Annotated in this window: 13 protein-coding genes; 8 read left to right on the top strand and 5 right to left on the bottom strand. The window is 61.6% G+C overall.

Annotated elements, in window-relative coordinates; translation table 11 throughout:
• Positions 1-44: 44 nt before the first annotated feature.
• From O3W47_RS01365 to O3W47_RS01375, 3 genes are all read right to left on the bottom strand, one after another.
• Positions 45-1,067, bottom strand: a complete 1,023-nt coding sequence (locus O3W47_RS01365; protein WP_135399621.1) for an ABC transporter substrate-binding protein — start codon at positions 1,065-1,067, stop codon at positions 45-47.
• Positions 1,064-2,125, bottom strand: a complete 1,062-nt coding sequence (locus O3W47_RS01370; RefSeq protein WP_269312755.1) for a LacI family DNA-binding transcriptional regulator — start codon at positions 2,123-2,125, stop codon at positions 1,064-1,066. The genes O3W47_RS01365 and O3W47_RS01370 overlap by 4 nt, the downstream gene beginning before the upstream one ends.
• A 133-nt stretch (positions 2,126-2,258) precedes the next feature.
• Positions 2,259-3,179, bottom strand: coding sequence for a LysR family transcriptional regulator (locus O3W47_RS01375; RefSeq protein ID WP_269312756.1), 921 nt, complete (start codon positions 3,177-3,179; stop codon positions 2,259-2,261).
• A gap of 96 nt (positions 3,180-3,275) precedes the next feature.
• Between O3W47_RS01375 and O3W47_RS01380 the strand changes: the two genes are divergently transcribed.
• On the top strand, positions 3,276-4,463 hold the full coding sequence (locus tag O3W47_RS01380) for an acyl-CoA dehydrogenase (protein ID WP_135399624.1): 1,188 nt from the start codon (positions 3,276-3,278) through the stop codon (positions 4,461-4,463).
• An 80-nt stretch (positions 4,464-4,543) separates the two neighbouring features.
• Here O3W47_RS01380 and O3W47_RS01385 read toward each other — a convergent pair whose 3' ends face one another.
• Complete coding sequence (locus tag O3W47_RS01385; protein ID WP_269312757.1) at positions 4,544-6,610, bottom strand: TonB-dependent receptor; 2,067 nt, start codon at positions 6,608-6,610, stop codon at positions 4,544-4,546.
• A 298-nt stretch (positions 6,611-6,908) separates the two neighbouring features.
• Between O3W47_RS01385 and O3W47_RS01390 the strand changes: the two genes are divergently transcribed.
• Complete coding sequence (locus O3W47_RS01390; protein ID WP_269313696.1) at positions 6,909-7,685, top strand: IclR family transcriptional regulator; 777 nt, start codon at positions 6,909-6,911, stop codon at positions 7,683-7,685.
• Between the two features lie 2 nt (positions 7,686-7,687).
• Here O3W47_RS01390 and O3W47_RS01395 read toward each other — a convergent pair whose 3' ends face one another.
• Entirely contained in the window at positions 7,688-8,989 is a 1,302-nt protein-coding gene (locus O3W47_RS01395) for an NtaA/DmoA family FMN-dependent monooxygenase (RefSeq protein WP_269312758.1), read from the bottom strand.
• 214 nt (positions 8,990-9,203) lie between these two features.
• Here O3W47_RS01395 and O3W47_RS01400 point away from each other — a divergent pair, with 214 nt between their 5' ends.
• The 6 genes from O3W47_RS01400 (at position 9,204) to O3W47_RS01425 (ending at position 14,412) form a co-directional block, all read left to right on the top strand.
• Complete coding sequence (locus tag O3W47_RS01400) at positions 9,204-10,004, top strand: ABC transporter ATP-binding protein (protein WP_135399628.1); 801 nt, start codon at positions 9,204-9,206, stop codon at positions 10,002-10,004.
• Positions 10,001-11,014, top strand: a complete 1,014-nt coding sequence (locus tag O3W47_RS01405) for a FecCD family ABC transporter permease (protein WP_269312759.1) — start codon at positions 10,001-10,003, stop codon at positions 11,012-11,014. The genes O3W47_RS01400 and O3W47_RS01405 overlap by 4 nt, the downstream gene beginning before the upstream one ends.
• Before the next feature lie 11 nt (positions 11,015-11,025).
• The gene (locus tag O3W47_RS01410) at positions 11,026-12,090 is read left to right on the top strand and encodes a FecCD family ABC transporter permease (protein ID WP_269312760.1); all 1,065 of its coding nucleotides are present in this window, start codon (positions 11,026-11,028) and stop codon (positions 12,088-12,090) included.
• A gap of 23 nt (positions 12,091-12,113) precedes the next feature.
• The gene (locus tag O3W47_RS01415) at positions 12,114-13,067 is read left to right on the top strand and encodes an ABC transporter substrate-binding protein (RefSeq protein ID WP_269312761.1); all 954 of its coding nucleotides are present in this window, start codon (positions 12,114-12,116) and stop codon (positions 13,065-13,067) included.
• Positions 13,068-13,301: 234 nt separating this feature from the next.
• Positions 13,302-14,141, top strand: coding sequence for a siderophore-interacting protein (locus tag O3W47_RS01420; protein WP_269312762.1), 840 nt, complete (start codon positions 13,302-13,304; stop codon positions 14,139-14,141).
• On the top strand, positions 14,134-14,412 hold the full coding sequence (locus O3W47_RS01425; RefSeq protein WP_174022290.1) for a phosphopantetheine-binding protein: 279 nt from the start codon (positions 14,134-14,136) through the stop codon (positions 14,410-14,412). Before O3W47_RS01420 ends, O3W47_RS01425 begins: the two co-directional genes overlap by 8 nt.
• Positions 14,413-14,464: the final 52 nt, after the last annotated feature.

Here is a 14,464-nt window from a genome sequence, read left to right on the forward strand (position 1 = left end):
CGCCCTGACGGACGTTCAGTGCCCCATTCCAAACAGTGAAGGACTTACTGGCCGACCTTGGAATTCCACTCCGACAGCCACTTGTCGCGGTTATCCAGCGTCACGTCGGAAGGAATGAGCTGCAGGCTTTTTGCGGTTTCGTCGCCATAGGTGATGTTGTTCGCCACCTCGTCGGAAACCTTGACTTCCCTGTTGGTCGGGCTGTCCACCAGCTTTTCGGCCAGCGCCTTCTGAACGTCGGTCGAGAGCCAGAAATCCATGAACTGCAACGCCAGATCTTCGTTCTTCGTGCCCTTCGGCACCACGAGCACATTCATGCCGCCTGTCTGGCCTTCCTTGGGCGTTGCCCAGGCAAGCGGCAGATCGAGCTTGGTGAAAGGCGCCCAGGAGAAGCGGCCGATGGGCGCTGCCCAGATTTCTTCCTGCTGCATGAGCTGTACGAGCTGCGAGGACTTGACGTAGAAAGTGACGATATCGTCCTTCTTCTCGCCCACGGCCTCGATGGCGCCGGAAAGATCAGGCGTATCCTTGCCGATGGCCTTGCCGAGCATATAAAGCGCCGGCGGGCCCTGATTGGTGGTGACATTCGGGAAGGCGACGTGGTCGACAATGCCGTCCTTCAAAAGATCGGCCCAGCTGTCGATCTTCATCTTGTCGGTGCGGTAAACGATGGAGGTGGCATAGAAATTGACGCCGACGCTCATGCCGTCGCCATTCGGATCCTTGGCGATATCATAGAGCTTTTCGATATTCGGAACCTTGGACGCGTCGATCTTCTGGATCAGGTCCTTGCGGGTGGCCGACAGCGCATCCGCCATGGAAACGATGGCGAGATCGACCACTGGACTGGCCTTGTTGGCCTCCATCTTGGCCAGACGCTCGACGCTGTTGCCGGTCTCGACGACCAGCTTGCAGCCGCATTGCTTTTCGAACGGCGTATAGACCAGTTCCTTGAATTCGTCCTGCGCGAAGGCGTAGACAGAAATCGTCAGCGTCTTGTCCTGCGCCTCAGCGGCGCCCATCGTCAACATCAGGGCGGCGCCCGATGCAAGAATGATCTTTTTCATGGTGTGAGTTCTCCTGCTGTCGTTTTTTTGGCTTCAATCGCATCATGCTTTGCCTTGCCGGTGGAGCCGCGCATGATCAGCGCCATCGGTACTTTCGAGATGTCCGCCGTCACATCGACGGCGACGCCGTTTTCGCCCGCGCCGTCTATCGCGCGCAGCAGCGCGCCGACCGCGAGATCGGCGATGCGGCCCATATCCATGCGCATGGTCGTCAAGGGCGGGGTGACCACGGCGGAAAAGATGAGATCGTCGAAGCCGGTGACACTGGCCTCTTCCGGCACCTCGATGCCCTCGCGCTGCAATTCGGTGAGCACGCGCAGCGCATGCAGATCGGACACGGCGGCAAAGGCGGTGAAACCTTCTGCAACCTTCTCTGCAAGACCAAGCCGACAACCCGCGCCGCCCGCCTGTTCAATGGCGTCCACCCAGAGCGTCTGCGTCACGCACGCCTTGCCAAGACCGTCGCGAATACCGCCGAGACGGTCGTTCTGCACGTTGGAATCGCGGTTCTTGCCCACCAGCACCACCTTGCGATGGCCAAGCCCGGCCAGATATTCGCCCACCCGCCGGCCGCCATCCCAATGGTCGGCGGCGACCGTGTTGCCGGGCGTCGAGGGGCTGTCGATCACCGCGACGGGACAATCGACATCGGCAATGCGCGTGCCGCGACGGGGAACGATGACCATGCCATCCACACCGCGCTCGATCAGCCGGTTGATCGCATCCGTCTGCATGGCGATTTCACCGCGCGAGTCGGCGATCAGCACGCCGTAACCGGCAGTGACGGCCGCCTTTTCGATGGCCTGCGCGATCTGCGGAAAGAGAGGATTGGCAATATCGGGCAGCACCAGCCCCAGAACACCGCTTCTGCCGGTGCGCAGCGCCCTGCCCGCCGAGCTCGGCACATAGCCCAGCTCGCTTGCCGTCTTGCGAATGCGCTCCACCAGCTCCGGCGAAACGCGGCCCTTGCCCGACAGCGCATTGGACACGGTTGCAACCGACACGCCGAGTGCCGCTGCTATCGCGCTCAGATTGGTGGCAGGCCGTGACGACGCCATGATGGTCCGGAAGGGCTGATTAAACGTTTAATCACGATAATCGAGCAAGGCTGCCCTGTCGAGTCCGGAGGAGGGCAAAATCGGCGAAAACCCGGGCATAAAGTCTAACTGCCCGAAAAAAGTGCGATTATTTTTATGGGGCTTCGCTGTTCGCTGCGCGGTATGCCTCCACCTGCCGTACCAGCCAGTCACGAAACAGCACGACGGGAACGTGGTTGGCGCGCGAAAGCGGCGCTACTGCATAATAGGAGCTGGGGCTCCTGGCCTGATGATCGAAGGCCTTTACCAGTTGCTTCGATTTCAGCTCGTTATCGATCAGGAAAAGCGGCATGAGCGCCACGCCAAGCCCGGCGATGCAGGCCTGGGCCACGCTGGAAAATTGTTCGAAGCGCATACCCTGCGGCAGGGCGAGCGACAGGCCGAGGCTTTCGAACCAGTGACCCCATGCGCCCGGCCGCGAGGCCATGTGCAGCAGCGGCAGGGCGGCGATGTCTTCCCCCTTTTCCACGGGATGGGCGCTGAGGAATTGCGGGCTGCACACCGGCGCAACCATTTCATGCATCAGGAACGTGCTTTCCGCACCCGGCCAGTCGGCCTGACCGATATGGATCGCCATATCGAGCTGCTCGCGCTCAAAATCGAATTGCCCGATGCGGGTGGCGAAATTGATGGTGATTTCAGGGTGGTTCGCCACGAAATCCGGGATACGCGGCAGAAGCCAGCGGGTGCCGAAGGTGGGCAGCATGGCGAGGTTCAGCGTATTGCCATGCGTTTTGGTCATGATCTGCAGCGACGCGGAGCGTATCTCGCCAAGGGCGGAGGCAATCGATTTTGCATAGGCGCGGCCCTCGGTCGTCAGCGCCACGCCGCGTGCGCCGCGTTCGAACAGGCGCACGCCAAGCTGTTCTTCCAGTGACATAACCTGCCGGCTGATCGCCCCCTGCGTCAGGGCAAGCTCATCGGCGGCGGCGGAAAAGCTGCCGAGCCGGGCCACGGAATCGAAGGCGGCGAGCGCGCTGGTGGAGGGCAGAAGTTTGCGGCTGAGAGACGTCATGAGCCATTACTATATGTAATGCAAAAATGAGTAAACATGGCTTGTGCCGACTGGCTCGAATACCAATAATCCGGCCAGCAAATCCGGAGGCATCACGTGAGCGAACACGCAGCATTCAATTGGCAGGACCCTTTTCTGCTCGAAGACCAACTGACCGACGACGAGCGGATGATCCGCGACGCCGCCGCCGCCTTCGGCAAATCGGAACTCTTGCCGCGTGTCTCCGAGGCCTATCTTTCCGAGACCACCGAACCGGAACTGTTCCGCCTGATGGGCCGCACCGGCCTGCTCGGCGTCACCCTGCCGGAAGAATACGGCGCGGCCAATGCCAGCTATGTGGCTTACGGCCTCGTCGCCCGCGAAGTGGAGCGGATCGACAGCGGATACCGCTCGATGATGAGCGTGCAGTCCTCGCTCGTCATCCATCCGATCTTCGCCTATGGCTCGGACGAGCAGAAGAAGAAATACCTGCCCGGCCTCGTCTCGGGTGAACTGATCGGCTGTTTCGGCCTGACCGAGCCGGATGCCGGCTCCGATCCCGGCGGCATGAAGACCCGCGCTGAAAAGATCGCCGGCGGCTATCGTCTGCGCGGTTCGAAAATGTGGATTTCCAATGCGCCAATCGCCGATGTCTTCGTCGTCTGGGCGAAATCGGAAGCCCATGACAACCAGATCCGCGGCTTCGTGCTGGAAAAGGGCATGAAGGGCCTCTCCGCTCCCAAGATCGGCGGCAAGCTCTCGCTGCGCGCCTCCATCACCGGCGAGATCGTTCTGGACGGCGTGGAAGTGGGCGAAGACGCGCTGCTGCCCAATGTTTCCGGCCTGAAAGGCCCGTTCGGTTGCCTCAATCGCGCCCGTTATGGCATTTCCTGGGGTGTCATGGGTGCTGCGGAAGATTGCTGGTTCCGCGCCCGGCAATATGGTCTCGACCGCAAGCAGTTCGGCAAGCCGCTTGCCGGCATGCAGCTTTACCAGAAGAAGCTCGCCGACATGCAGACCGAAATCGCCCTCGGCCTTCAGGCATCGCTCCGCGTCGGCCAACTGATGGACGAGCATAAGATGGCGCCGGAAATGATCTCCATCATCAAGCGCAACAATTGCGGCAAGGCGCTGGATATCGCCCGCCAGGCCCGCGACATGCATGGCGGTAACGGTATCCAGATCGAATATCACGTTATGCGCCACGCCCAGAACCTCGAAACGGTCAATACCTATGAGGGCACGCACGACGTCCACGCGCTGATCCTCGGCCGGGCGCAGACGGGCATTCAGGCGTTTTTCTGAGGCTTTCTCGGCGTCGTTTCATCAAAAAGGCCTTCGAAGATCGCTTCGAAGGCCTTTTGCTTTTCAAATCCGGCAATCGCTCAGAACGTGCCGCGAATACCGACGCCAAACATGCGCGGTTCGGTCATGCTCGCCTCGATGCCGCCAATGCCGCGGTTTTCCTTCATCAGCGTCGGTGCGCGCTCATCGAAGACGTTCTTGACGTAGGCGTAAAATTCAAGCTCCTCCTGGAACTTGTAGCTCGCCCGCACATCCGCAATCGTATAGGGATCGATTGCATAAACGGCCTTGTTATCCGTGTCGGAATAATAGCCGTCGAGATGGCGCACCTGGCCAGAAACAGTGAACTTGTCCGTCACGTCCCAGCTTGCGCCGATGGTGAAGCTGTAACCCGGCGACTTGGCGAATTCCTTGCCGACATAGGCGGCATTGCTGGAGATCTCATCGATTTTCGTCTTCAGCAGACCGGCGCTGGCCTTCAGCGTCAAATTGTCGAGAACCTGATAATCCACGCCGATTTCCAGACCGTAAGCATGAGCTTCTTCGGCATTGACCGTGTAGGATTCGCTGATGCCCGTGGAGACGACGACCGGTACGTTAAACTGAGCGTTCTTCATGTCCATGTAGAACAGGTTACCGTTCACCGTCAGCGTATCGTCCAGCAGGCTGGCGCGGGTGAACAGCTCGTAGTTCCAGATGGTTTCCTTGTCGAAGGTGCGCCATTTGCTGGTCGTCAGATCGAATGCGACGCCGCCGGGATTGTAACCGCGGCTGATCAGGCCGCCCACCGTCCAGTCGTCATTGATGGCATAGGCCAGCGACGCCTTGGGCAGGATTTCCGAGAAGGTTTCGTCATAATTGACCGAGCTTCTGCTGGTGGCGCTCAGCGTCCGGTAACCGGCGCGCTGAATCTGGTCCTGCTGGTAGCGCAGACCACCCGTCAGGGTCCATTGATCGGTCAGGCGATAGCTCAACTCGCTGAAGAGGCCGAGATTGTCCTTGGTATCGTTGAAGCGCGAGGTTCCGCGCAGATAAAGCACCTCGTCGGCTTTCGTATGTGCGTAATAAATACCCGCGACACCGCTCAGCACGTCTTCCTGATCACCGAAGGTCACGCGTGTTTCATGGGACGTGTTTTTCAGGTCGATATCGGCATCACCCGTATTCGCAATGCCGACCCGGCGTTTGGCGATGGACGAGGAGAACTGTGTCTGGTTGAACAGTTTTACGCCGTTTTCGAAATCGTAATTGATGTCGAGAATGCCAGTATTGGTGTACTGGCTGAAATTCGGCATCGTCGTGGTGACGTGGTTGAGATCCTCGAAGGGGCGCGACGCCGCTTCCTGGCTCGGCCGGTTGGAGGCGTTATAGGAATAGGTGAGCTTCGTCGAAAGACCGGGAATTTCCGACGGTTCCCACAAAAGCTTGAAGCGACCGTTGAACTCCTTGAAGTTCTGGTCCGTGCCCTCATGGGCGAATGCGGAATTGATGTAGTCGATGAAGGTATCGCGGCCGGAATAATCGATCGCCATGCGTGCCGCCAGCTCATCCTCGATCAGCGGACCGGAAAAGGCGAAGGAACCGCGCTTCTGGTGATAATTGCCGATTTCCGCCTGATAGCTGGCTTCGGGCGTAAAGGTCGGGTCCTTGGTGTTGACGAGGATCGCGCCGGCAATGGCGTTGGCGCCCTGCGAGGTGGTCTGCGGGCCGCGGAACACCTCGATGCTTTCGACATCCCAGATGGAGCTCGCGCCATAGATGAACTCGTTATAACCGAGATAATGGCCGTCGACATTGATCGTCGCGCGCGGCACCGTGCCGGTGAAGAAGGCGATGGAGCCGGTATTCGGTCCCTGCGTATCCTGTCCGCGAATGATCGGGGCGCTGACATTGTCGGTATAAACGACGTTCGGAATATCCTTGATCGCTTCCGATACGGTCGGGTCGCCGGTCTTTTCCTTCTTGATTTTATCACCGGATATGACTGAGACGGACGACGCCGTGTTCTTCATGTCGCGCGCCACTTTTTCACCGGTCACGACGATCGGCTTCAGGACGGTGGTGCCCGCCGTCGCTGCCTGCTGATCCTGACCGAGAACCGGCGTCACAAACAATGTCACCAGCGTCAGAGCGCTGACCCCGCTCATCAAACGACCGTTAGAGCTAAACCCCATCACACACCCCTAATAAACATGAGTATTAAAGTCATATTCAAGTAACGGAAGCGTTATCCGTTTCGCAATAGAGAATGCGTTCTGTATTGCGGACAAAAAGGCTTCCGTAACGGGATGTGCCATATTTACAACAAAGTTTACCGACCGCCGCTTGCGCACCCGCAGCGTTTCGAAAGGGAACAGCATAGTTCCGTCCGCAGAAATCGATTCCGATTTCCGGCCCGATGCGTTAGGCATGCTCAACAAAACGGGGAGAACGCGCTTGAACGCCATGGGTGACGATTCGGACAATCTGCCGGAAAACGAGGGCGAAAAGCGCTCTGCCCTCATTCAGTCGGTGTCGATCGCGGCGCGTTTCCTCAATCTTCTCGCCAGATCGGACAGCGCGCTGGCACTTGGCGAACTGGCCAAACGCGCCGGCACCGGCCGCTCCACCGCGCATCGCTACATGCAAAGCCTCGTGCGGGAGGGGCTGGTGGTACAGGACCCCGCAAGCGGCAGTTACGATCTCGGACCCGCAGCGCTCGGAATAGGCATCAGCGCGCTCAGGCGAATCAATCCGGTCGAAACCGCCGGCCGCCAGATGAATGCGCTTGCCTCCAGGATCGGTGCCAGCTGCGGCGTGGCGATCTGGACCGAGCGCGGCCCGACCGTGGTGCGGTGGGCGAGAAGCGCCAGCTTTTCCATCAGCACCGTGGCGCTCGGCGATGTTCTGCCGCTGGACAACAGCGCCTGCGGGCTGGTTTTTCAGGCCTACCTGCCGCCGGACAGGATAGCCGCCGTGCGCAGGCTGCAACCGGCCGCCTTTCGCGGCTCCCGTCCCGATGCCGGCATTCTGGAAACCATCCGCGAAGCCGGTGGCGCGGAACTCAATGAACATCTGTTCTCCGCCCTGACCGGCAAGGCCGCACCGGTTTTCGACGCCCAGGGCGAACTCTGTTGTGTCGTCACCACCGTATCCTTCGTGGCCACCGCCGAGACCGAACGGCATTTTTCCCGGCTGATCGAAGCCGCCAGACAGGCGACGGCCGAATCCGGCGGCGCGTAAGCCTATTCGGCCAGATGCTCCGCAAAGGTGCGGCCGGAATAGGCCGTGCGGAAAAGCCCGGCATCGGCGAGCTTCGGCAACAGCCGCTCCAGCACCAACCGCATGGACGCCACCGAACCGCCGGGCACCGCGACGAAACCGTCGATAGCACCGGCAGCCGCCCATTCGCGGATGGCCTCAAGGGCATCTTCAACGGTGCCGATGATCTGCCAATGGCCCGACCCCATCACTTCCGGACGCCGCAATAATTCCGCGACACTCAGCGTCTCCCGCTCAATCAGCCGGCGCAGCAGGCCGGCATGGGTGCGGCTTCTCGGTGTCTCCGGCGGCGGCGGCAGGTCGGAGGCGGTAACGATCCGCGTGAGCGGCCAGTCCGTGAGGTCAAGACCCGTCATATCGCGAATGGAGGCAAAGGCGCGGGTGCGGTTGGCGCGGGCGTGGGTCTCCGCAAAGAGTTCCAGCGCCTCCCTGCCAGTCTCCGCAAGGTAGAGGCTGAGGCCCGGCATCAGCTTCACGCCGTCGGGGTTGCGGCCGTGGCCCTCGGCACGCCGCCGCAAATCCGCCCTGAGTTCGATGGCCGCCTGCATGTCCGGCGTCGAGGCAAAAACAGCGTCGGCCACCGACGAGGCGAAATCACGGCCCTCGGGAGAGGCGCCCGCCTGCACCAGCGGAATGCGGCTGGCATGGGACGGCAGGTTGAGCGGGCCTTTGACGCTGAAGTGCCTGCCCTCATGCGCCACCGGATGCACCAGTGAGGAATCGGCGAACCGCCCGCTTTCCCGGTCGAGTTTGAGAGCTTCATTCGGAAAACTCGACCATAGCGCCTTCACCACCTGCGTGAATTCGGCGGCGCGCTCGTAACGCTCCTGCGGCGAAGGCATCTCTTTCAGGCCGAAATTTTCGTGCCCCTCAAGCGCCGTGACGATATTCCACCCCGCCCTGCCATTGCTCAGCCAGTTCAGCGACTGGATCTGGCGGGCCACCACATAGGGCGGCAGAAATGTGGTCGAAACGGTGGACAACAGCCCGACATGGCTGGTTTCCCGCGCAATGGCCGCAAGAAGCATGGTCGGGTCCATGCTCGCAAATCCGCCGCCGGTCTCCAGCCCCTCGGTGCGCAGAAAAAGCGTATCCGGCCGAAACACGAAATCCACATGCGCGGCCTCCGCACGCTGCGCCAGATCGACGAAATAATCGCTGGAAAACACCCCGTTTATATCGCTGTCCGCGCGCCGCCATGCCTCGCCGCTGAGCCAGGTTGGGGCCAGCGACATGCCGACATGAAGCTTGGCTGCGACTGACATGATGCACCTCGACTGAAATAACCGGCAAGAAATCCGCACGTTGAATCGGCAAATTTCGATTTGTGGAGAGTTTTACTATAGTTTAGTGTCGCTTCAAGACCACACCGTCGCGCCTGCAGGAAAGAAATGCTTTTCCCACGGGTTCGATATTTAAATTCAAATACTTATAACGACCGTGCGGCGTCTCGACGCATGGGTGCATGAATAACAGGAGTTGTATCCGGTGCTTGACGCCACGGACCTTCACGCCAGCTATGGACATGTTCCCGTCCTGCGGGGGCTTTCCGCCCGTTTCAGATCAGGCCGCGTCACCGCGCTGGTCGGCCCCAATGGCTGCGGCAAGTCGACGCTGTTGAAGACCATCATGGGTTTCGTGCCTTTGTCATCGGGGGCAATAAGGCTCGGCGAGCGCTCGATCGGCGAGATCGGACGCCGCGAACTGGCGCGGCGCATCGCCTATCTGCCGCAGGAGTGCCATTGCCCTGACTATATGACGCTCGGTGAGCTGATCGAGCTTGCCGGTTACGCCCGTTACGGCCTTGCGGGCGGCCCGACCGAACGCGACCGCGCGCTTTTTGCCGAGGCGCTGAAGACCGTCGGGCTGGAAGACAAGGCGAAAGCGCAGGTCAACACGCTTTCCGGCGGCCAGCGCCAGCGCGCCTTCATCGCCATGGTGCTGGCGCAGGATACGGACGTGATCCTGATGGACGAGCCGGTCAATCATCTCGACATGAAATATCAATATGCCGTTCTCGGCCTCGTGCGCGAACTGACGGACAGGCATGGCAAGACCGTCATCGTCGTGCTGCACGATCTCAACCTTGCCTCCACCTTCGCCGATGATGTCATCATGCTGAAGGCCGGGCGGGTTCTGGCGTCCGGGCCGGTTGCCAAAGCGGTCACGCCTGAAAATGTCGCCGAGGTCTTCGATCTCGAAGCGGATATCTTCTCCCGGCAGGGGCGGCTCATCTGCGTGCCCCGGCTGGAGCGGCAGGAACAGGCCATTCCGGCATGACCCCGAAAATAACGCTGATTTTCGCCGGCGCGCTGCTGCTGGCCGCCATCCTCGCCATCAATCTGCTTGTCATGTCCGGCGACATGCCGCCGGCCGAAATCATGGCGACGCTCTGGCGCGGCGAGGCCGACAGCTATGAGCAGTCGGTGCTTCTCTATCAGCAGATCCCACGCGCGCTGATTGCCATCTATGTGGGGGCGACGACGGCCGTCAGCGGTTGTGTGCTGCAGGGGCTTGCGCGCAATCCCCTCGCCTCGCCCTCCACCCTGGGGCTGAATGCCGGCGCGACGCTTTTTGTGATTGCCGGCGCGCTGGTGTTCGATTTCTCTCCGGAAATACAGGGCCTTGCCGCGCTCGCGGGCGCCGGCTTCGGTTTTGCCGCCTGCTTCGTCGTCGCGCGTCTCGCGGGGCGGGCGAACGATCCGCGCGGCCTGTCGCTCATCCTTTCCGGCGCGCTGGTTTCCATGCTGCTGATCGGCGTGACCAACGCCCTGCTTCTCTCCAACCCCACACGCCGCGCCGAGTTCCTCAGCTGGGTGGGCGGCAATATCAACCACGTCTATGCCGAGCGCCTGTTCGATTTCTGGTGGATCGGCGCAATTGCGCTCGTCATGTTGTGGGCGGTCGCCCGGCCGCTGACGCTGGTTCTGCTGGGCGCGGAGAAGGCCGCCTCCGCCGGTGTGAATGTCACGCGAATTTCCCGGGTCGCGCTCTTTGCCACCATGCTGGCGTCGGGTTCGGCGGTGGCGATCTGCGGCCCCATCGGTTTTGTCGGCCTCATCGTGCCGCACATGATCCGGCCGCTGGTCGGGGTGAACTTCACGCTTGGCCTGCCGGCCTCCGCGCTTGTCGGCGCGGGCCTCTGCGTGCTGGCCGATCTTGGCGCGCAAACCCTGTTTGCGCCCTATGTGGTCAATACCGGGCTGTTCATGGATCTGCTTGGCGGCCTCGTTTTCATCGTCATCGTCAAGCGCTTCTATCTGTCGCCTTCGGCAAGGGGGCTGTCATGAAGGGGGCTTTCATGAAACGGCATTTCGCCACCGACGGCAAAGCGGTGCTGCGGCTGCCGAGCGGCCTGCAGATCGGCATCGGCAATCTGAAAGCCGGCCTTGCGCTGATAATGCTGGCATTGGCGCTCGCCGCCCTGTCCGTCAGCCTCGGCAATACCGAAACGGGCCTCGCCGATCTCCTGCGCGGGCTTGCCGGCGGGCACCTCGGCGACGATCAGGCCTATGCGCTGTGGACGGTGCGGCTGCCGCGCATCCTGCTCGGTTTCATGGCCGGCTGGAGCGTGGCGCTGGCAGGCGCCATGCTGCAATCCGTCGCCCGCAATCCGCTCGCCGATCCCGGCCTGTTCGGTCTCAGCCAAGGGTCAATGACCACCATCATGCTGCTTCTGGTGCTGGTGCCGGCCGCACCCAAGACGCTGGTGGCGCTCGCGGGCGTCGGTGGCGGCCTGGCCGTCGCCTTTCTTCTCATCGCCCTCGTCGGGCGGGAACGCTCGAGCGGCCTTGCCATATTGCTGATGGGCATCGCAATTGAATCGGCGCTTTCCTCCGTTTCCTCCGTGCTTCTGCTTTACACGCCGGCCGAAGCCTCGCTGTCGCTGGCCGACTGGATGGCGGGTTCGCTGTTTCAGGCCAGCTGGGCGACCATCTTCGTTTTCGCGCCCCTCTTCGCCGCAAGCCTTGTGGGCATTTTTCTCATCGGCCGGGCGCTCGCGGTCTTCGATCTCGGCAATGAAATGGCCATGGCGCTCGGTGAAACCGTCAGGCATTCGCGCCCGCTCGTCATTGTTTTTGCGGTCATCCTCAGCGCCTCCTCGGTTACCGCCGTCGGCCCGCTGACCTTTCTCGGCGTTATCGCCCCGCATCTCGCCACCTTCGTTTCGCCCGCCGTCGGCCGCGCCAGGCTTTTCCTGTCGGGGCTTACCGGCGGCATTCTGGTCGTCACCGCCGATACGCTGTCGCGCGGGCTGGTGGCCGATACGCCGATGCCGATCGGCCTTGCGCTGACGCTGATCGGCGTGCCGCTTTTCATCCTCACGCTGCGCCTTCAGGCGCTGCGCAGAACCAATAGCCACTGAAGATATCGAATAAAGGGAATGCCATGCGAATTGCCATCCTCATCGCCGCACTTCTGGCCGCCGGAACGAGTCTCGCCGCCGAGCGCAGCGTGACCGATGCCGCCAGCCGCACCGTCTCCGTTCCGGAAAAGCCGCAGCGCATCGTCGTCATGCACGAGCCGCTGCTCGGCGTGCCGCTGATGGATCTCGACGCCAATGTGGTCGGCGCCTATGGCCGCAACAGCGACGGTAAATTCGCCACCGCCGTCGACTTCGTCGACACCGTTCTCGGTGAAGGCCGCACGAAACCGAAGGGTTTCGGCGCGGTCGGCCAGATCGACCTCGAAAAACTGCGGGCGCTGCAACCGGACCTGATCGTCGCCACGGAAATGGATGGCGGCAAGGCCGAACAGCTCTCCACCGTCGCCCCCGTCTATCTGCAAAAGGTCAGCACCGGCCATGCCTATGGTTTCAGCGTCGAAGAAAACCTTGCCGCCCTGGTCGGGCGAAGCGATATCTTTGCCGAGCGCCGGAAGACCTATGACACGAAGCTCGCCGCCGTCAAAAAGACGCTGGGCGACGATATCAAGGGCAAGACCTATCTCGCAATCCTGCTGACCGACCAGATCAATGCGGTGGGCGACATGTCCGGCGCGGTGCAGGCATTGGAGGATCTGGGTTATACCCGCCTGAAGATCGACAACGCCGCCTCTTCGGGCGGAATGGGCTCGACCCTGATGATGCCGCTGAGTGCCGACGCCTTCGGCAAGCTCAATCCCGACCTGCTGGTAGTAATGAACAGCTATACCAGCCCCGCCCGCGGTGAGGCGGGAACACGCGCCGCCCTTGAAAAGATCATTCCCGGCTGGGAGCGTTTCGTAAAACCGGCGCGCGAGAAAAGGATCGTTTTCCTCGATTCCACCAGGGTCACGACGCCTTCCATTCCGAGCGCCCTGCACACACTGGATGAAGTGGAAAGCTGGGCAGACCGCCGCTGAACGACGTTATCCAAAGCCAATCCCGGCACGATTTATGTGCCGGGTATAAACTTGAGTTTTTGGAGAAAGTTATATTGCCGGAGCCGAAACCGCCTGTTATGGTTCGCGCATCTTGACGCAACGACGCCGGAATATCGCGCCGGATGAGATTCCCAACGCGCGATCGTCCGGCACGCCGACCCGGGACAGCGAGACCGCCGAACCCGTCGGCGATATCCCAGGAAAGACAACAGCATGAGCATGCCAGAAACCATGGATTCCCCCGTTCCGGACCGCACTCCCAAACGCCATCGCCACGCCGTCGCGCTGCGCGCGCTCAATGTCGCGCGCGTCGAAAAGCTCAGCCGGTCCACGGTCCGCATCGTCCTGACCGGACCGGAACTGGAGGGCTTTGCGAGCCTCGGTTTCGACGACCACGTCAAGATGTTCTTTGCCCAGCCCGGCGAAACGGAGCCGAGCCTGCCGGTGATCGGCCCGAACGGCATTGAATTCCCGGAAGGCGCGCCGCGCCCGCTGGCGCGCGACTACACGCCGCGCAGCTTCGACGCCGAAAAGGGCGAACTCGCCATCGATTTCGCCACCCATCACGACGGCCCCGCCAGCAACTGGGCGAAAGCCGCCAAAGCGGGTGACAAAGCGTGGATCGCCGGTCCGCGCGGCTCTTTCACCGTTCCCTTCACCTACGATTGGCATCTGCTGATAGCCGACGATACCGGCCTTCCCGCGCTGGCGCGGCGGCTGGAGGAAATGCCTGATGGCACGCGCGTCGTGGCGCTGATCGAGGTCGAGACGGATGCCGACCGGCTGGAACTCACGACCAAGGCGGATGCGTCTATCGTCTGGGTGACGCAGAAGACGGAGAACGGAACCGACCACGACGCGCTGGTGGGCGCGCTGCGCAAGCTCGACCTGCCGAAGGGCGATTTCTTCAGCTGGGTCGCCTGCGAATCGAAGGCTGCAAAGGAGGTTCGCGCCCTTCTGGTCGAAGAATTCGGCGCCAACCCCAAATGGACTCGCGCTTCCGGTTACTGGCGGCGCGGCGCCAGCGGCGTTCACGATCATTTCGATGAATGAACCGGCAATCGCGGCGGACGCCATGCCGGAGGCGGAAACGATGATGACGGAACTCAAGGCCCTTATCGCCAGGGTTCTCGACGATGAAGTGCGCGACATCGAACCGGGGGACAACCTGTTCGGTCGCGGGCTTCATTCGCTTGCCCTCATGCGGCTGATGCCGCCGCTCTCACAGCTTGCCGGAACGCGGCTCGATTATGACGATCTGGCCCGGCGGCCCACGCTTGCCGCCTGGCAGGCGCTCATCGAACGGTCGCGCGCGGGACGTTGATCCCACGACACAGCATTTTTCGCGCCGGAGCGCGATTCCCGAATATTTCCAA

It is taken from the genome of Agrobacterium sp. LMR679 (genome assembly GCF_027157905.1).
Lineage (GTDB): Bacteria > Pseudomonadota > Alphaproteobacteria > Rhizobiales > Rhizobiaceae > Agrobacterium > Agrobacterium leguminum.